Below are 18,367 nucleotides of genomic sequence, written 5' to 3'. Positions count from 1 at the left end.
CCCGTGACGCTCCTGGAGCCGGGCGTGGACCCGGCCACCCTCGACACCAGCGCGTGGGGCGGTCGGCACGCGCACGACCCGACCGCCGTCCGCGACGACGACGGCACGTACTGGCTGTTCTCGACCGACGCGTTCAGCGAGGGCCCCGTCCGGGCCGGCGTGCAGGTGCGGCGGTCGACCGACCTCGTGACCTGGCAGTTCCACGGCTGGGCGCTGCCCGGCGTGCCGTCCGACGGTGCGGCCTGGACCGGCGCCGAGGGCCTGTGGGCGCCCGAGGTCGTGCGGGTCGGCGACGAGTGGCGCATGTACTGGTCGGCGTCGACGTTCGGGTCCCGGACGTCGGCGATCGGGCTGGCCGTCGCGCCGCACCCGTCCGGACCGTGGGAGGACCGCGGGCTGGTCGTCACGTCGCGGCACGACGCCGACGGGCCCAACGCGATCGACGCGAACGTCGTCGTCGACGACGACCGGCACTGGCTCGTCTACGGGTCGTTCTTCGGTGGCATCCACGTCCTCGAGCTCGACCCGGCGACGGGCGGGGCGCTGGACTCCCCCGGTCCGGGGCAGCCCGCCTGGGGCCCCGGCTGGCTCGTGGCGCGCCGTCCGCGGTCCGTCGAGGGGGCGATCGAGGGCGCGTTCGTCCTCCTCCGCCCCGGCGGCGGCTGGGCGCTCGTCGTCTCCTACGACTCGCTGTTCTCGACGTACCACGTCCGCGTCGGCGTCTCGGCGTCCGTGACCGGACCGTACGTCGACCGCGCCGGGCGCGACCTGCGCGACCTCGACGCCGACCCGGCGACCGTCGGCACGCCCGTGCTCGCCGGTCACCGGTTCGCCGGCGGTCGCACCTGGCTCGCGCCCGGGCACGCGTCCGTGCTCACCGACGGCGACGTCCAGCTGCTCGTGCACCACGTCCGCGACGGCGACGACCCGACGCAGCACGAGGTGCAGGTCCGGCGGCTCGTGTGGACCGACGACGGGTGGCCGCTCGTCTCGCCGCAGCCGTGGGCCGGTCCCACCGAGTCGACCGACGAGTCCGCGTGGCCGTCCGACGTCGCCGACCTGGTCGGCACCTGGGAGGTCGTGACGTTCGAGCAGACCGCGACGAGCGGCGTGACCGCGTCGCACGTCGTCGAGGTCACGGCCGCCGGGCTCGCGGGTGTCCGGGCGCTCGGCTCGGGCCGGTTCGTCGGCGCCTGGTTGCCCGCCGGGCCCGAGCGCGCCCCGCTGCACGCCGTGGTGTTCCCCTCCTGGGACGCCGTCCGCGACCGGGCCGCGCTGTCGTTCACGGCGACCGACGACACCGGCCGCACGGTGTTCGGGACGCGGACGGCATGATGACCGCCGTGCCCGTCGACGACCGCGACGCCGAGGCCCGCCGCGCGCTCACCGCGCGTCCGCGGGGCGACGACGCGCGCACGACCGGCACGGCCGCCGACCCCGTCGACCCCGCGGGGCGCTCCGCGGGGTCGACGGACGGCTCGTCGGGCGGCTCGACGGAACGCGCGACCGACGGCTCGAGCCACGGCTCGACCAGCGGTTCGACCGACGGCGAGGTCGGCGGCTGGGCCGGCCGCGTCATGGGCGTCCTGCGCGTCGCGACGCACGTCGTCGGCGTCAACGCGCTCGTCCTGCTCGGCACGCTCGCCGGGCTGGTCGTGCTCGGCCTGCTCCCCGCGCTCGTCGCGGGCGGCCGCCTCCTCGCCCGGCTCGCCGACGGACACCCCTCCGACCACCTGTGGCACGACTTCTGGTCCGCCTACCGGTCCGGCTGGCGTCGGACGAACCTGCTCGGTGCGCCCGTGTGGCCGGTCGGCGCGCTGCTGTCCGTCGACGCCGCCGTCGTGCGGTTCGTCGACGGTCCCCTCGCCGCGGTGCTCGCCGCCGGGGTGCTCGCGCTCGGCGCGTGGTTCTGCGTCGCGCTGCTCACGCTGGTCGCGGTCGCGCGTCGGTACGACGAGACCCTCCCCCGGACCTGGCGGTTCGCCGCGCTGTTCCCGCTGCTGTCGCCCGGCACGTCGCTGGCCGTGCTGGTGGTCGTCGCGGCGTGCACGGTGTCCGTCCTCGCGCTGCCCGTGCTCGCGCCCCTCGTCGGGATCGCGCTCCCGCTGCTCGCGGGCGGCTGGCTCGTCGACCGCCGCCTCGGCGCCCTGGACGCGCGCGGCGCCTGACCGCGACGCGGGGTCCGCTCACGCGCGGATCTTCTTCGTGGTGTCCCGGTCGAGGTCGCTGCCCCCGCGCTTGAGGGGCGCCGGGTTCGCCGCCTGGAAGCCGAGCAGGTACCCGCTGTCCTGCTGCGCGGGGACGACCGCACCGGCCCTGGCGTCGTTCTCGCCCGCGTCGAAGTCCGTCCACCCCTCGCTGAACGCGACCCGCGCGGGCTGGTTGCCGGGTCCTGCCGACCGCGCCGCCACCCCGGCCGCGTACTCCGCGAAGCCTCGTGCCGCGACGCGTCCGAACGGTGGCGGCCCCTGGAGCTGCGGGATGCTGGCCCGCGCGAACGCCCGGCCGCCGTCGAACTCCTGGAACGCGCTGGCACCCGCCGCGGGACCACCCGGCGCCGCCACGTTGCCGACCGCGTGGGCCTCGCCCGCCCAGTAGTCCGCGGCCCCCTCCGCCGCGGCCGTCGTCGCCGGTGGCTGCGTGCCGGCCGGGGCGGCGACGGCGTGCAGGACGCCGTTCCGGTAGTCGGCCACGCCGCGCGCGGCGGCGGTCGTCGCGGTCGCGACCGCGACGGTGTGCGGCTGCGCGCGGGCGGCGTCGACGCCGTCCCAGTAGTCGGTGACGGCGGCGTTCGCGGACGCCCCGACGGCCGCCTGCCGGCGCGGAGCCGTCCGGGCGGCCGCGAGCGCACCCGCGTACTCGTCGAACGCGGTCCGGTCCGCGAGCCGCGCGGGCGGCGCACCGAGGTCCAGCCGCGCGGCGTCACGGCCCGCCGTGTAGCCCGCGTGACCCGTGCTGCGGATCGTGTCGGACGCCGTCGGGCCGGGGACGTCGGCGTGCCCGGCGTGCGCCCGCGCGGCGCCCTGGCCGTAGAGGTACCCGCTGACGAAGCCGCCCTCGGTCTGCGCGGGCGCTGCGTCCACCGAGGCGCTCCCCGCGGTGACGCCTGCGCCGCAGTCCTGCCACCCGAGCGCGTGCCCGCTGCGTGCCGCGTCCGCGCCGGTGCCCGCCTTCCGGTCCTCGACGCCCGCGCGGTAGTCGTCGAAGCCGACGCCCTCGCCGCCGCCCGCCGGTCGCGGCCCCGTGAGGCCCGCCAGGCCCGCCCGGGCCTCCTCGGTCCCCGCCCGGTAGTCGGCGTGCCCGGCGGCCTCCGCCGAGCTCGCGCCCTCATAGCCGGTCCCCCACGCGGCGGTCCGGGCGAGGTCGGTGCCCCGCCAGTACTCGGTCCACCCCGCGGTCCGCGCCTCGCTGCCCGCGGCCGGCGGCGCGGTGCGCGCACCCGCACGGGCACGGTCGACGCCGTCGACGAACTCGGCGAACCCGAGCCGCGCCCCGGGAGCCGTCGGCGGCGTCGCGCCGCGGTCCGCCCGCGCAGCCGCCAGGCCGACGCCGTAGTGCGCGTGCCCCGCGGCGGCGAGCGCGTCCTGCGGGGTCGCCGTCGCGGTCGGGGCCGCACCGCCCGCCCGGGCCGTCGTCGCACCCTGCCCGTAGAGGTGACCGCTGGTGAACCCGCCCTCGGTCCGCGACGGTGCCGATCCGGTCTGCCCCTCGGCGACACCCTCGGTGCAGTCCGCCCAGCCGCGGGCGTGCGCCGACCGGGTCGCGTCGGCGACGAGCCCGTCGACCGCGTGCGCCACGCCCTCGCGGTAGTCGCCGAACCCCTCGCGCCGTCCGCCGCCGGCCGGCTCGGCGCCGGTCATCGTCGGCAGGTCGGTGCGGGCCAGGGTCGCGCCCGCGCGGTAGTCGTCGTGCCCCGCGCGCTCCGCGGAGCTCGCGCCCGCGTACGGCGTGCCCCAGGCGGCGGTGCGGGCCGCGTCGACGCCCTGCCAGTACTCGGCCCAGCCCGCCGCGCTCGCGCGGCTGCCCGCGGGGGCGGTGCCGGTGCGGACCCCGGACTGCGCCGCCGCGAGGCCCGCGACGAACTCGTCGAACCCGCGGGCGGCAGCCGCGCGCGTCGGCTTCGGGCCGGTCCGGTCCGCGCGCGCCGCGTCGACCCCCGCGCCGTAGTCCGCGTGGCCGACGCCCGCCACCACGTCCTCCGCCGCCGCGCCCGCCGGCGCCGGGCCGCCCGCGCGTGCCGTCATCTCGCCGTGCCCGTACAGGTACCCGCTCGCGAACCCGCCCTCGCCGCGCGTCGGGGGCGTCGCCGTGGCGGCCTCGGCCATCCCGTCGCCGCAGTCCGCCCAGCCGCGGGCCTGCGCGCTGCGCGTCGCGTCGGCCGTCCCGCCGGCCTTCCGGTCCTCGACGCCGTCGCGGTAGTCGGCGAACCCGGCCGCCGCGCCGCCCGTCGCGGGAGCCGCGCCCGTGAGTGCCGCGATGCTCGCACGCGCCGCTTCGGCGCCCGACCGGTAGTCGTCGTGGCCCGCCTGCTCGGCCGACCCCTTCCCGGCGAACGGGGTGCCCCACGGTGCCGCGAGCGCCTGGTCGACGCCGCGCCAGTACTCGGTCCACGCCGCCGTCGTCGCCTCGCTGCCCGTCGGCGCGGGACCGGCGCGCAGGCCGGCCTGCGCGGTCGTGATGCCGGCGACGAACTCGTCGAAACCCAGCGCGGACCCGCGGGCGGTGGGCTTCGCGGCCTTCCGGTCGGTCCGTGCCGCCTCGACGCCCGTGCGGTAGTCGGCGTGCCCCGCCGCGGCGAGCGTGTCCTCGGTCGTCGCACCGGTCGGTGCGGGCGTGCCCGCCCGCGCGGCCGCGGCGCCCTGCCCGTAGAGGTGCCCGCTCGCGTAACCGCCCTCCGCGCGGGAGGGCGCCGTCGTCGCCGCACCCTCGGCCACGCCCTCGGAACCGTCGGTCCATCCGCGCACGTGCGCAGGGCGCGCGGCGTCCGCGGCCTGGCCGTCGACCCCGGCCTCGACGCCCGACCGGTAGTCCCCGAACCCCTCCGAGGCGCCGCCGCCGGCCGGTGCGGCGCCCGTGAGCGACGCGAGGTCCTTGCTCGCCTGCGCCGACCCGGCGCGGTAGTCGTCGAACCCGGCCTTGGCGACCGCGTCCGTGCCGGCGCAGGCGGTCGGCGGTGCCGACGCCCGCGCCAGGTCGACGCCCGCCCAGTACGCGGCCCATACCGCGGTCCGGACGAGGGTCGGGGTCGCGATCGCCGCCGTGCGGACGTTCGCCCGCGCGAACGCCACGGTCTCCAGGACCTCCGTGTGCGCCGTCAGGCCGGCCTGGATCGTCGGCGCGGCGACCGACGGGTCCGCCGTCACCTTCTCGGCGGCGTCCCAGTAGGCGTCGTGCGCCTCCTTCTGCGCGAGGTTGCCGACCGGGGGCGTGCCCTTCGCCGACTTCTGCGCGTGCTCGACGCCCGCCCAGTAGTCGTCGTGGCCTGCCTTCTGCGCCGCCTTGCCTGCGGGCGGGCTCGCCTTCGCGTGGCTGCGCGCGTGCGCGACGCCCTCCCAGTACTCCGCGTGACCGGCGATCTCGGCGCGGTTGCCGACCGGCGGAGCGGCGAGCAGCTGCGACCTGCCCTTCGCGACGCCGGCCCAGAGCTCGGTGTGACCGTCGATCGCCGCCTGCGTGGTGACCGGCGGCGACGCGAGCGGGTTCTTCTTGCCGTGCTCGATCCCCGCGTCGAAGTCCTGGTAGCCCAGGAGGTAGCCACGACCGAACCGCGTCGCCGACACCGCTCCGGCGCGCGAGTCCGTGACCCCCTCGCCGTAGTGCGTGTACCCGGCCTGGTAGACCGCGTTGCCCGTCGCGTCGGCCGGGGTGCCCGCCTGCGCCTCGTCGCTGCCGCGCCACCGCTCGGCCCGGACGTGCGTCCGCGCGGGGTTGGGCGGTGCCGTCGCCGCACCGCCGGGCGGCAGGGTGCCCGTCCACGAGCCGGTCTGGTGTCCCTTGAACTTCGGCAGGTGCGTCCACGTCACCTTGGCGATCGGGTACTCCTGCGCCCGCGTCGCGACCTTGGCGAAGGTCATGGGGCTCGGGATCGCCAGCGACAGGCTGCCGCTGATGCCGCCCACCTTCACGACCGGTGCGGCGTTCGTGGCGGCGAGGCTGGCGTCCAACTCCTCCCACTGGGCGTAGAGCGACGACGCGTACGTGAACGTGGTCGCCGTCGGGGCGATGCCGGCCTGCGTCGCCAGCGCGAGGTTGCCGGGACCGAGCCGGTGCCGCAGGCGCGCCGCCGAGTCGGTGCCGTAGCCGATCGTCACGACGTAGCGGAACCACGACGACTTCGCCGCCGCCTTGACCCACTCCTCGATGCCCTTGTTGTGGTCGCCGTTCGTCGGCTTCTGCGGGAACGCCGTGAGGTTCTCCGCCGCGTGCGGCGCGGTCGGCTTGCCCGGACCGCCCAGGTTGTCGTTGAGCAGGTGCCCCTGGCAGTACGTCAGGCCGACCGTGGCGGCCGAGAACAGCCGCGTGTAGTCGTACGGGCGGAACCCGACCTGCGTCCCCGGCCCCGACCCGTAGACGTGCCCCGGACCGACGATCGCGTCGACCTTGGTGCCCTGGCCGGTCGTCGGCTCGACGGGGTCCCACGTCCGGTCGTTCGTGTACCACCGCTGCACGGTCACGGCCGGTACCGTCGCCGGACGGGTCGACCGGGCGGTCACCGGATCCGTCACCGGAGCGAGGGCGGGTGCCGCCGACGCGTCCCGCGCGAGCATGGCGGACACCGCGCGGTTGCCCGCGGCGCGTTGCAGGGCCACCAGGGCGGCCGACCCGACGGGCGCTGACGTGGCGGGCGTCTGACGACGTGACGCGGTGGTCGGACGTGACGCGGTGGTCGGTGGCGGGACGGGTCGACGGTGCGGCCCGGACAGCCCGGGCACGGCGGTCGTGGGTCTCGGCCCCGGCGCGCGGGTCGTTCCACCTGCCCCCATGCCGCTCATCGTCACCCGGGGCGACGGTCCTCGACAGGCGAGCCGCCGGACCGTGCCCTTTCGGGCAGACCCCGGGTCCGGCTACGGTCGGCGGAGCGTCGCGTGCCGGTGGCGGACCGCGTCAGGCATGGAGGCGCCCGAGCGGGAGACACCGCCATCACGACACCCACCCCTGACACCGCCCGCGCCCGCGCGCTCGCCGACGAGCTCCGCGAGGTGCACCGACGCCTGCGGGCGGCGCTCGACCTGGCGCTGGACGCCGACCCCGACGACCTCGACGCCGACCCCGCCCGCGACCCCCTCCTCTACTGCTGGGGGTTCTGCGCGGCGCTCGAGGGCCACCACCGCAGCGAGGACGACCGCCTGTTCCCCCTCCTGCTGCGCGCGCACCCCGACCTGGCGCCGGTCGTCGGGCAGCTCCGTCAGGACCACCGCATGATCGACCACCTCCTCGGCTCGCTGCGCGAGGCGATCCGCTCGGGCGCCGACGCCGACGAGCGCGCGCGGCACCTGGAGGGCGTCGCCGCGATCATGGAGTCGCACTTCCGCTTCGAGGAACGCCGCGTCCTGCCGCTGCTCGACGCGCTCGACCCGGGCGACGTCCCGGAGCCCCACGAGCTCTACGGCCCTCTCGCCTGAACGGACGAGTCCGTCCCGACGTCGTCGAGCGCCCTTGCCCCGAAGGGCAGACCTCCCCCGCGCGAGGTCCGCCGACCTTGTGCCCGCACCGGAGGGACGGCCAGGCTGAGGACGGTCCGCCTGCACCCGGAGGTCGGCCCATGACGGAGCCGCGACTCGTCGACCGGGAGGACGCCGCCGCACGCACTCCGCCGTCGACCCGTCCCCCGTCGCCCGAGCACGCTGGTCAGCGTGCGCGGCCCGGACCGGTGCTCGTCGGTGCCGGTGCGAGCGCGTCGCACGTGGTGCAGCTCCAGCACGGCGCCGGCAACGCGGCCGTCGCACGGTGGGTCGCCGGGCTCGCGCACACGGCGTCGACGCTCGTCCAGCGGTCCCCCGCCGCGGACCTGATCGCCACCAGGACCTCGCTCGGCGCGCTCGACGAGACGGCCCTCGGCGCCGACCTCGCGACCCGCGCGCGCGGCGGGGACGCCACGTTCGTGCAGAGCGTCCTCGACGAGCTGTGGTCGACGGACCGCGACGACGTCGCGCTCGCGATCTGCACCGCCCTCGACGACGCGGCCCTCGGGGTCCTCGTCGCCTCGGAGGACGGCCGACGGCTCGTGGACCGCATGTTCGACGAGCTCACGTCCGGCAGCGTCGGCGACGACGAGCAGCAGCAGGCGGACCGCCTGCTGCGGACCAAGGGAGCGACCCGGTCGCCTGAGTCGTTCGAGCAGGCGCTCGCGACGGCCAAGGTGTTCCCGTTCCGGCTGCCGGGGATCACGGTGATGAGCGACGCGATCATCCAGGCCGAGCGGCGGCCCGAGGGGCGCATCTGGGTCAAGCAGCCCGTCCGGGTGCAGTACGACGAGATGTTCGCCGAGGAGACCCGGACGCTCCCGCTCGACGTCTTCATCTCGGGGATCGAGCTGCCGGAGGACGAGATCGTCGGCGTGCGCCTGTACGACCTGGGCGGCACGCTCGTCCACCGGCCCGCGCTCATCCTGCTCCAGCTCTCGAACGAGGCCGACACCCGCACGCTCACGAAGATCGCCGAGGTCGCGGGCATCGGGCTCACGCTCGGCACCGGCTCGCTCGCCGGGCTCGGCATCGAGGCGTCGATGACCGCCCGGGTGCTGCTCTGGGCGGACCGGGCCGCGCTGGCGCTCGGCACGATCGCGTCCGTCGTGGCGGAGCACCGCGGAGAGATCGTCGAGCGCCACGGCGACACCGGCCGGACCTTCCTCCGCTACGTGGACATGGTGCAGAGCGCCACCGCGATCTACGGGTTCGCCCGGACAGCGCTGACGATGGCGTCGCTGGTCAGCGGGCTGCGCGGGTCAGCGGACGGCTTGCGGGGCGCGGTGTCGTCCGCCGACGACCCGGCCGCCGCGGTGCTGCGGGAGACCGACGACGTGCTCGCGCGCGCCGACGAGATCATGGGCGCTCGCGGTGGAGGTCCGCGGCCCGGAGGGACCGAGCCCGAGACGCCGACCACGCCCACCACGTCGCCGACCACCCCGTCGCCCACGCCGGACACTCCCGGCCCTGCGCCGGAGACGCCCGGCCCGGAGCCGCCCGGCCCTGGACCGGACGCGCCGGGCCCCGTTCCCGAGCCTCCTGCGCCCGCCGAGCCCGCCGTCCCGCGCGGCTTCCGCGAGGACGGGACCGCGCCGCGGACCGGCAGCCCGTCCCGGCCGGTGTACTCGCAGGGGCAGGACCCGACGTGCGGGCCGGTGTCGGCGGGCATGGCGATCGAGACCATGGGGCAGCCGCACGACATGGCCGAGCTGGTCAAGTCGGCGGGGCCCGACGGCATGTACATCTCCGACCTGCTGAGCCTCGTGCAGCGGCACCACATCGACGCGAGGATGAACCTGACCGCGACGGTCGGCGACCTCGGCGCCGCGACGTCGTCCGCGGCCGGCGGCAACCCGGCGATCGCGCTCATCCGGATGCCGCCCGGCTCGTCGCACGCGTTCCACTACGTCGTCGTCGACGGGGTCACGACGCGGCTCGGCCAGCAGGTGGTGGCCGTTCGCAACCCGTGGGGCACGCAGTACTTCGAGCTCCTCGACTCGTTCACGAAGAAGTTCACCGGTCAAGCCATCATGATCAACTACTCGTTCTGACCAGCACGCTCGACCTGACGAGGAGCGCGACGTGCCCGACGCCCTGACACCCGCCGAGGTCCTCGCGCGCGCCGCCGAGCTGCGAGGCAGTGCCGTCGTCGTCGTCGGGACGCTCGAGGTCGGGGCGGCGACGGCCCACCTCGAGGGCGACGCGGCGACCGCGCGCGTCGACATCCACGACCCCGGGCTGCTGGACCTGCTGCTGCCCGCCGTGCCGGCGGCGGGCGGCGGGCGGTACGCCTATCGCGACGCGGCCGTGGTCGAGGCGGTCGTCGACGAGGACGCGGGCTCGGCGGTGCTCACCGCGGTCCGGTCGGTCGAGATCCGTCGGGGCACGACGACGTACCGCGTCGGGGCGACCGGCGCGCCCTGACCCCCGAGGCGGCCCGGGAGAGATCAGCTCAGCGGGCGACGGCGACCAGGGGGGCGACCTCGGGAGCGGCGTCGCCGAGGGTCGACTCGCGGCCGACGATCGTGAAGTCGGCGATCACCCGCTCGTACGGGCGGTCGGAGTCGGGGTCGTCGATGCGTGCGAGCAGCAGGTCGACCGCGGTCCGGGCGATCTGCTCGCGGCCGGGCGAGACGGTCGACAGCGTGGGCGACGAGTAGGCCGTCTCCTCGATGTCGTCCCAGCCGATGACGGCGATCTGCTCCGGCACGTCGATGCGGCGCGCGTGCAGCGCGTGCAGGGCGCCGAGGGCCAGCGCGTCGTTGAGCCCGAAGACGGCGTCGAGCTCGACGCCCGAGTCGAGCAGGCGGTGCATGGCCTCGGCACCGGTCGCGCGGTGCCACAGACCGGCCTCGCCGATGAGCGCGGGGTCGACGCCGAGCCCGGCGTCCTCGAGCGCCTCGCGGTAGCCCTGCATGCGCAGCGCCGCGGAGCCGACGGTCTCGCCCTCGTGCGCGCCGACGACCGCGATGCGACGACGACCCTGGTCGAGCAGGTGCCGGACGGCGGCCTTGGCACCGTCGACGTTGCTCATCGTCACGTGGTCGGCGGGGCCGCCGAAGATGCGCTCGCCGAGCAGGACCATCGGGTAGTCGACGTCGAGCGCGTCGACGTCCTGCGGGCCGAGCTCGAGCGGGGAGAAGATCAGCCCGTCGGTGAGGTGCCGGCGCTGGCCGGTGAGGACCTCGAGCTCGCGCTCGCGCACCGAGCCGGTCTGCTCGATGAGCACGGTGAGCCCGCGCGCCTCGGCGGCGCGGATGACGGAGTCGGCGAGCTCGGCGAAGTACGGCAGGGAGAGCTCGGGGACGGCGAGCCCGATGAGGCCCGTGCGACCGCGACGGAGGTTCCGGGCCGTGAGGTTGACCTGGTAGCCGAGGTCGGCGATCGCGGTCTCGACCTTCTCCTTGGTCGCGGGCCGGATGTACTGGTAGCCGTTGAGGACGTTCGAGACGGTCTTGATCGACACGCCCGCCCGCGCGGCGACGTCGTGCATCGTCACCGCACCCGTGCGCCTGCTCATGCGTGCCTCCCGTGCACCACGTCGCTCCCGACCTCGCCTCACCGATAGTGGCAGAGCGACGCGCGGTGTCACCTGCGACACCTGCGCACTGGCATCGTACATCGTTGTACGAAAGCGGGAGGGCAGGTCAGGTCGGGGAAACACGTCGGGCCCGGCGCGTGCCGGGCCCGAGGATGTCCGGCCGTCAGGCCGGTCGCGCCGACGACGTCCGGGAAGGACGACGCCGGCGGAGGGTCACTTCTTGTTGCGACGCTGGTGACGCGTCTTGCGCAGCAGCTTGCGGTGCTTCTTCTTGGCCATCCGCTTGCGGCGCTTCTTGATGACGGAGCCCATGGGTCCTCAACTCGCTTCCGGGTGTGGGCCCGGCACGGGCCCTGCTGGTGGTCGATCGACGCGCGGTGCCGTCCATCGGCCAGAGGCCGCGAGCCCACGCACGGGAAAGTCCGAGGCACTACCTTACGCGATCGACGGCCCTCGCCGCGACGCGCCGTCCCCCGGGTGCCCCGACGTCAGGACGAGAGGCGGCCGTGGTCCTGCTGCTCGGGCTCCACGCGCGCCGTGCGCAGGTAGTGGTCGAGCGCGTCCTGCGGGACCCGGAACGAGCGGCCGACGCGCACCGCCGGGAGCTCCCCCGAGTGCAGCAGCCGGTAGACGGTCATCTTGGAGACGCGCATGACGTCGGCGACCTCGACCACGGTGAGGAATCGCGTGCGGCCCGGCTGGTCGCTCATCGGCTCGGCTCTCTCGTCCTGCTCGGCCACGCGCCGGGCTCTCGCGCTTCCCCTCTCGGGTGCCGGACCACGATAGTGCCGCCTGGGACTGGTGTGAAAGAGGAGACGCCTGGGACTCCCCCGTCCGGTCCCCACCCGGTCGGCGCAGCGCGGGCTGGCGTCGGCCGCGCGTCGGCCGAGGTCGCGGCTCAGTCGAGGTCCGGGTCGAGACCCCAGCACGGGAAGACGGCGGCGCGCGTCGCCCGGATCGCCCGGTCGACGTCGTCGGCCGGGTCGTAGCCCCCCGACCACGGACGCAAGCGCACGGGCCGGCCGTCGGTCATCCGCTCGGGGCCGAGGCGGCCGTAGCGGTCGCGGACCAGCTCGCGCCACGCCGCCGGGACGTCGGTCCCGGGCTCGACCGGCCGGTGCGCCGCGATGCCGAGCAGGTGCGTCCACGACCGCGGCACCACGTCCAGCACCGCGTACCCACCGCCGCCGAGCGCGACCCACCGGCCGCCCGCGACCTCGTGCGCGAGGTCGTGCAGCAGCTCCGCGGCCACGCGCTGGCCGTCGACCGAGACGCGCAGGTGCGTGAGCGGGTCCATGAGGTGCGAGTCGCAGCCGTGCTGCGTCACGAGCACGTCGGGGCGGAACTCCCGCACCGCCGCGGGCACGATCGCGTCGATCGCCCGCAGCCAGCCCGTGTCGCCGGTCCCCGCGGGGAGCGCGACGTTGACGACCGACCCCATCGCGTCCGCGCCGCCGATCTCGCGTGCGAACCCCGTGCCCGGGAACAGGCCCGCGCCGCTCTCGTGCACCGAGATCGTCAGCACGCGCGGGTCGTCCCAGAAGACCGTCTGGACGCCGTCGCCGTGGTGCGCGTCGACGTCCACGTACGCGACGCGCGTCGCGCCCGCCGCGAGCAGCGACCGGATCGCGACCGCCGCGTCGTTGTACACGCAGAACCCCGACGCCGCACCCGGCATCGCGTGGTGCAGGCCGCCCGTGACGTTCACGGCGTGCTCGGCACGGCCCTCCCACACGGCGAGCGCCGACTCGACCGTCCCCGTCACGACGCGCGCCGCGGCCTCGTGCATGCGGGGGAACACCGGGTCGTCCGTCGTGCCGAGGCCGCGCACCGGGTCCCGGGTCCCGTGCTCGGAGGCCGCTCTGACCGCGGCGACGTACTCGGGCTCGTGCACCGTGAGGAGCAGCGCGTCGCCGGCGGGCGGTGCGTCGACGAGGTCGACCTCGGGGCCGCCGAGCAGGTCCAGCGCCTCGGCCAGGCGGATCGTCAGCTCGACGCGCTCGGAGGTCATCGGGTGCCCGTGGCCGAAGTCGTAGGCGAGCATGTCGGCGGACCACACCACCCGGGCCTGGACGGGTGGGTGCAGCCCCCGCGACGTCATGCGGACACCGTCGCACCCGCCGCCCGTCCGTGTCGATCCGACCCGCCCGGCGTGGGCGCGGGGCAGGTCCGGCCGGGCGACAGCCGCGGCACGCGCGGGCACGTGTCGAGCAGGGCCGTCCGGCGTGCCAGCATGGGCCCGTCCGGCGGGCGCCGGTGGGCACGAGGCGGAGGTTCGATGGCGCGGGGCGGGCCGGGCATGAGGTGGCACGTGCGCGAGCTCGTCGACCGAGCCGCACGCCAGTCGCCCGCACGGCTCGCGCTCGGCGTGTTCGGGTCGGTCATCGCGCTCATCACCGCGCTCCTCCTCGCGCCGTGGGCCACCACGTCGGGCGAGCAGGCGCCGTTCGCCGACGCGCTCTTCACGGCGACGTCCGCGACGACCGTGACCGGCCTCGTCACCGTGCCGACCGGCGAGTACTGGTCGACGTGGGGGCTCGTCGTCATCCTCGTGGCGATCAAGATCGGCGGCCTGGGCGTCATGACGCTCGCGTCGCTGCTCGGCCTCGCGGTGAGCCGGCGCCTCGGCCTCACGCAGCGGCTGCTGGTGTCGTCGGAGACGAAGTTCACGCGGCTCGGCGAGGTCGGCTCGCTGGTCAACACGGTCATCATCACGTCGACGGCGTTCGAGGTCGCGATCGCGCTGATCCTGCTGCCGCGCTTCCACATGTACGACGAGTCGTGGGGCGAGGCCGCCTGGCACGCGATCTTCTACGGCGTCTCCTCGTTCAACAACGCGGGCTTCGTGCCGACGCCCGACGGGCTGTTCCCCTACGCGTCCGACTGGTGGGTCCTGCTGCCGATCATCGTCGGCGTCTTCGTCGGCTCGCTCGGCTTCCCCGTCATCCTCAACATCGCCGGCAGCCTGCGCCGACCGCGGCGCTGGAACCTGCACTCGAAGCTCACGCTCACCACGAGCGTCGCGCTCGTGGTGTTCGGGTCGCTCATCGTCGCCGCGTTCGAGTGGACCAACCCCGAGACGTTCGGCGGGCTCGACCCGAGCGCGACGTTCCTCGCGTCGCTGTTCGCGGGCGTCATGCCCCGCTCGGGCGGCTTCACGACGTTCGACATCGCCGAGATGCACGAGGGCACGTGGCTGCTCATGGACGCGCTCATGTTCGTCGGCGGCGGCTCCGCGTCGACCGCGGGCGGCATCAAGGTCACGACGCTCGCCGTCATGCTGCTCGCGATCGTCGCCGAGGCGCGTGGCGACCGCGACGTCGAGGCCTACGGCCGGCGCATACCGCGCGAGGCGCTGCAGGTCGCGATCGCGGTGTCCTTCATCTCCGCGACGTTCGTGCTCGTCGCGTCGCTGCTGCTGCTCGCGATCACCGGCGAGGCGCTCGACGTCATCCTCTTCGAGACCATCTCGGCGTTCGCCACGTGCGGCCTGTCCACCGGCATCACGACGGACCTGCCCGACGCCGGGAAGTACGTGCTCACCGTGCTCATGTTCATCGGCCGGACCGGCACGATGACGCTTGCGGCGGCGCTCGCGCTGCGCAACCGTCGTCGGGTCATCCGGCTGCCGGAAGAAAGGCCGATCATTGGCTGACACCTCGCGGGACACCGCCCGCACCACCGGGCGCGGGTCCAAGAAGGACGCGGGCGTCCTCGTCATCGGGCTCGGCCGGTTCGGGTCCGCGATCGCCGCCACCCTGGACCGGCTCGGCCAGGACGTGCTCGCCGTCGAGCGGGACCCCGACCTCGTCGTCCAGTGGGCGGGACGCGTGCCGCTCGTCGAGGCCGACGCCACCAACCCCGAGGCGCTCGAGCAGCTCGGCGCGCGCGACTTCCCCGTCGCCGTCGTCGGCGTCGGGTCCTACATCGAGGCGTCGGTGCTCATCGCCGGGAACCTCGTCGACATGGGCATCCCGCAGATCTGGGCCAAGGCGATCTCGGCCGAGCACGCGCGCATCCTGCAGCGCATCGGCGCGCACCACGTGATCCTCCCCGAGGCCGACGCCGGCTCGCGCGTGGCGCACCTGGTGTCCGGCAAGCTGCTCGACTACATCGAGGTCGAGGACGGGTTCACCGTCGTGAAGATGCGCCCGCCGAAGGAGACGCAGGGCTTCACGCTCGCGCAGTCCAACATCCGCGAGCGCTACGGCGTGACGGTCATCGGCGTGAAGAGCCCGGGCATCGACTTCGTCTACGCGACGCCCGAGACCCGGATCTCGCAGAACGACATCATCATCGTGTCCGGCCACGCCGAGCTGCTGGAGCGCTTCGCCGCACGCCCCTGACCGACGTCGCCGCCGGTGGCGCGCCGGTGCCGGCGGGGTCAGCGGGGCTTGCGCGCGACCATCAGCAGGTGCGTGACGGGCCACGGGACGGGGCCGCCCGTCGCCGGGTCGCGGAGCGTGGCGCCGACCGAGAGGCGGTTCTCGACGAGCCAGTCGTTGGTCCACGGGGCCGAGCCGACGGCGACCTCGAAGCCGACGGACGTGAGCAGGTCGACCCAGTCGGCCCATGTCATGTCGCAGAACCGCTCGTGGCACTCCGACAGCCACGAGTCGACGTAGTCGCGCGTCGTGAGGAACTCCATCGCGCCGCGCAGCGGCAGCGTGACGGTCGCGGTCGCGGCGTCGGTGACCTGCGCCTTCACGGCGAGGTCGGCGCCGGACAGCGCCGGGAAGTCGTGCGCGAACTGCACGAACCGCTCGGCGGGCGTGAGGGCGTCGACGTGGTCGTGCACCGCGGCGCGGTCGCGCCCGGACAGGTCGGCCGCGACCGCGTGGTCGGGGCGCACGGGGCCGTCGAGGACCAGGTCGACGAGGCGGTCGCCGTCGTCGGGGCCGAGGACGTCGCTGTTGATCCACACGCCGCCCGGGGCGGTGTGGCGGAAGATCCGCTCGGCCAGCAGGCGCAGGTCCGCCACGCCGTTGCCGTAGGACGAGATCTCGTGCGTGAGCGCCACGGTGATCGTGGTGCTGACCGACGACTCGGGGAAGACCGACGACCGCAGCAGGTTGCGCTGAGCGAAGAACACGTTGGGGTTCGCGAAGACCCCCTGCGCCTTGCGGTGCTCGGCCTCGGCGACGAGGTGCCGGGACACGTCGACGCCGTACAGGTCGGACTCGACGAGCCGCGGGTCACGGGAGGCGCGCTCCAGCAGGCCGCCTGCCGCGCACCCCAGGTCGACGACGGTGCCCGGCACGACGTGCGGCGCGACCTGCGCCCACTTGCGGTCCGACGCGTCGTCGAACGCCGCGGTGTAGGTCCGGTAGTCGCGCGTCTCCGTGAGGTCGCCCTCCGAGCCGACGGTCGGGTCGGTATGGATGAGCCGGATCTGGTCGGCGAGCCGGTAGCGGTCGTAGAACGCGACCGTCTGCGGGTGCGCGAGGTCCCGCCAGGACGGGTCGTCCGCGACCACGCGCTCGAGCACGTCCCACGGCCGCGGCGGCGCGGGCGTGACGCCGGCCTCGACGGGTGCGACGCGGAAGCCGACAGCGGCGTACAGCGCCGCGACCTCGGGCGTCGAGCACGCGACGACCGTGTTCTCCGGCGTCGGGCGGCGGCCGGTCGTGAGCTCGACCGACGCGAGCACGGTGCTCGCGAAGCGGCCCGACGGCGGCACGTCGGCGACCGGGGCGACGACCGAGGGCAGGTCCGCGGCGACGCTCACGCGTTCGACGAGCGACTCCCGGCGGTGCGCGGGCAGCGGGTTGCGGCGCGTGCCGGTGTGCGTCGCGGACGTGACCGCCCACACGACCTCGGCGCCCGGTGCGACCTCGATCGGGCGGCCCGCGTCGTCGACCTCGTGGCCGTCGAGCAGGGAGCGCAGGTAGTCGACCTGGAACGCGGTGACGAGGTGGTGGCGTCCCGGGAAGAGGACGAGCGAGACCGGGGGCATGGTTCTCCGGGGACGGGGCGTGACGGTCAGGGCGTGACGGTCAGGGCGTGTCGGCGCGGGCGGGCGTCCCGAGCGCGTCGGACGCTACCCCGGCGACCGGCAGGCCGTCGGCAGGCGGTGCCGGGGCGTCGGCCGGTGCCGGCGGCGTCGCGGGCTCCGCGGGCGGGGCGACGCGGGACGGCAGGCGGCGGCGGTACGGCACGAGCAGCGCGCGGACCCGCTCGGCCGCGCCCCAGTCGTGGTCGAACATCGCGACGAGCGCGAGCTCCTGCCGCAGGAACAGCAGCGGCATCCGGTCCTTCCAGCCCGCGTCGAGGCCGACGACCTCGGCGTAGACGTCGAAGAAGCGGTCCGACTCGGGCGGCCGCGGCTCGCTCCACAGCATCGCGACGTCGACCTCGGCCCACGTCATCGACACCGCGGGGTCGATCAGGGCCGGGGCGCCGTCCGGGGTCGCGATGACGTTGGACGACCAGAGGTCGCCGTGCGTGAGGCACGGCGGTGCGGGCGGGAGCAGCTCGGTGAGCCGGTCGCACAGGTGCTCGAGCGCGCGGCGGTCCTGCTCGTCGAGGGCGGCCTGCACGCGCGGCTCGGGCAGCCAGCGCAGGAGGCGTCGCCGGGCGAAGAACTCGAACCCGTCGTCGTCCCACGTGTTGTCCTGCCGCATGCGGCCCAGGTAGTTGTCGCGGTGCCAGCCGAACCGGGTGCCGGTCGTCGACGAGTGCAGGTGGGCGACGGCGTGCGCGAGCGCCTCCCACAGGTCGGGGGTGTCGACGCGCGGCACGAGCGCCTCGAGGACGAGCAGGTCGGTGCCGACGTGCAGCACGTCGGGGGTCCGCACGCCGCCGCGCTCGCGCAGCACGTGCAGCCCCTCCGCCTCGGCGTGGAACATGCCGTCCGCGCCCGCCTCCAGCGTCTTGGCGAAGACCGGCGTCCCCGACCGTCGCTGCGCGAGCCCGGCGACGGCGATGAGGCCCCCGTCGAGCGGGGCGACGTCGGTGACGTCGTCGACGCCCGCGGCGGCGAGGCGCTGGGCGATGAGGTCGGTCCCGGACATGGTGGCGAGGGTAGCGACCGGCGGCGACACCCCGGGACCGGCGTCTCACGCGGCCGTCGCTCGACGCGCCGAGGACGCGTGACCGGCACGGCGCGGCCCGGCCCGCGGCGGTGCGCCTCGCCACGGAC

At 75.5% G+C, this 18,367-nt stretch carries 14 protein-coding genes; 7 read left to right on the top strand and 7 right to left on the bottom strand.

Features of this window, described 5'->3' with window-relative positions:
* Nucleotides 1-3 precede the first annotated feature (3 nt).
* Nucleotides 4-1,335, top strand: coding sequence for an arabinan endo-1,5-alpha-L-arabinosidase (locus tag KOV94_RS03050; protein WP_218051183.1), 1,332 nt, complete (start codon nt 4-6; stop codon nt 1,333-1,335).
* A gap of 8 nt (nt 1,336-1,343) precedes the next feature.
* Nucleotides 1,344-2,168 (top strand): YesL family protein, encoded by an 825-nt coding sequence (locus tag KOV94_RS03045; protein ID WP_218051182.1) that lies wholly within the window; start codon nt 1,344-1,346, stop codon nt 2,166-2,168.
* A gap of 18 nt (nt 2,169-2,186) precedes the next feature.
* Here the strand turns inward: KOV94_RS03045 and KOV94_RS03040 are convergent, their stop codons facing one another.
* Nucleotides 2,187-6,674: a hypothetical protein gene (locus tag KOV94_RS03040; RefSeq protein WP_218051181.1), complete on the bottom strand. Its 4,488-nt coding sequence runs from the start codon at nt 6,672-6,674 to the stop codon at nt 2,187-2,189.
* Nucleotides 6,675-7,085: 411 nt separating this feature from the next.
* Here KOV94_RS03040 and KOV94_RS03035 point away from each other — a divergent pair, with 411 nt between their 5' ends.
* The 3 genes from KOV94_RS03035 (at nt 7,086) to KOV94_RS03025 (ending at nt 10,109) form a co-directional block, all read left to right on the top strand.
* On the top strand, nt 7,086-7,622 hold the full coding sequence (locus tag KOV94_RS03035; protein WP_235843475.1) for a hemerythrin domain-containing protein: 537 nt from the start codon (nt 7,086-7,088) through the stop codon (nt 7,620-7,622).
* Between the two features lie 140 nt (nt 7,623-7,762).
* Nucleotides 7,763-9,736 (top strand): cysteine peptidase family C39 domain-containing protein, encoded by a 1,974-nt coding sequence (locus tag KOV94_RS03030; protein ID WP_124343400.1) that lies wholly within the window; start codon nt 7,763-7,765, stop codon nt 9,734-9,736.
* Nucleotides 9,737-9,767: 31 nt separating this feature from the next.
* Nucleotides 9,768-10,109 carry a hypothetical protein gene (locus tag KOV94_RS03025; protein WP_124343401.1) on the top strand — a complete coding sequence of 114 codons (342 nt, stop codon included), beginning with the start codon at nt 9,768-9,770 and terminating at the stop codon, nt 10,107-10,109.
* Between the two features lie 28 nt (nt 10,110-10,137).
* On the opposite strand, the gene KOV94_RS03020 is transcribed toward KOV94_RS03025, so the two are convergent.
* The 4 genes from KOV94_RS03020 to KOV94_RS03005 all read right to left on the bottom strand — a co-directional run bounded on the left by KOV94_RS03020 (nt 10,138) and on the right by KOV94_RS03005 (nt 13,327).
* Nucleotides 10,138-11,205 (bottom strand): LacI family DNA-binding transcriptional regulator, encoded by a 1,068-nt coding sequence (locus KOV94_RS03020; RefSeq protein WP_124343402.1) that lies wholly within the window; start codon nt 11,203-11,205, stop codon nt 10,138-10,140.
* Between the two features lie 234 nt (nt 11,206-11,439).
* The gene (locus KOV94_RS03015; RefSeq protein ID WP_003792170.1) at nt 11,440-11,538 is read right to left on the bottom strand and encodes a 30S ribosomal protein bS22; all 99 of its coding nucleotides are present in this window, start codon (nt 11,536-11,538) and stop codon (nt 11,440-11,442) included.
* Between the two features lie 176 nt (nt 11,539-11,714).
* The gene (locus tag KOV94_RS03010) at nt 11,715-11,936 is read right to left on the bottom strand and encodes a helix-turn-helix domain-containing protein (protein WP_124343403.1); all 222 of its coding nucleotides are present in this window, start codon (nt 11,934-11,936) and stop codon (nt 11,715-11,717) included.
* 188 nt (nt 11,937-12,124) lie between these two features.
* Nucleotides 12,125-13,327 carry an acetoin utilization protein AcuC gene (locus tag KOV94_RS03005; RefSeq protein WP_218051180.1) on the bottom strand — a complete coding sequence of 401 codons (1,203 nt, stop codon included), beginning with the start codon at nt 13,325-13,327 and terminating at the stop codon, nt 12,125-12,127.
* 177 nt (nt 13,328-13,504) lie between these two features.
* Between KOV94_RS03005 and KOV94_RS03000 the strand changes: the two genes are divergently transcribed.
* Both KOV94_RS03000 and KOV94_RS02995 read left to right on the top strand, forming a co-directional pair.
* Nucleotides 13,505-14,881: a TrkH family potassium uptake protein gene (locus tag KOV94_RS03000; protein ID WP_124343405.1), complete on the top strand. Its 1,377-nt coding sequence runs from the start codon at nt 13,505-13,507 to the stop codon at nt 14,879-14,881.
* A complete protein-coding gene (locus KOV94_RS02995; protein ID WP_124343406.1) occupies nt 14,874-15,572 on the top strand; it encodes a potassium channel family protein in 699 nt (232 codons plus the stop codon). The genes KOV94_RS03000 and KOV94_RS02995 overlap by 8 nt, the downstream gene beginning before the upstream one ends.
* 38 nt (nt 15,573-15,610) lie before the next feature.
* Here the strand turns inward: KOV94_RS02995 and KOV94_RS02990 are convergent, their stop codons facing one another.
* Nucleotides 15,611-17,182, bottom strand: a complete 1,572-nt coding sequence (locus tag KOV94_RS02990; protein WP_218051179.1) for a methyltransferase domain-containing protein — start codon at nt 17,180-17,182, stop codon at nt 15,611-15,613.
* A gap of 40 nt (nt 17,183-17,222) precedes the next feature.
* Entirely contained in the window at nt 17,223-18,239 is a 1,017-nt protein-coding gene (locus tag KOV94_RS02985) for a fructosamine kinase family protein (protein ID WP_218051178.1), read from the bottom strand.
* Nucleotides 18,240-18,367: the final 128 nt, after the last annotated feature.

It is taken from the genome of Cellulomonas algicola (assembly GCF_019024305.1).
In the GTDB taxonomy this organism is placed as follows: domain Bacteria; phylum Actinomycetota; class Actinomycetes; order Actinomycetales; family Cellulomonadaceae; genus Cellulomonas; species Cellulomonas algicola.
The sequence above is the reverse complement of the archived record's forward strand: the minus strand, read 5'-3'. Positions and strand labels throughout refer to the sequence as shown.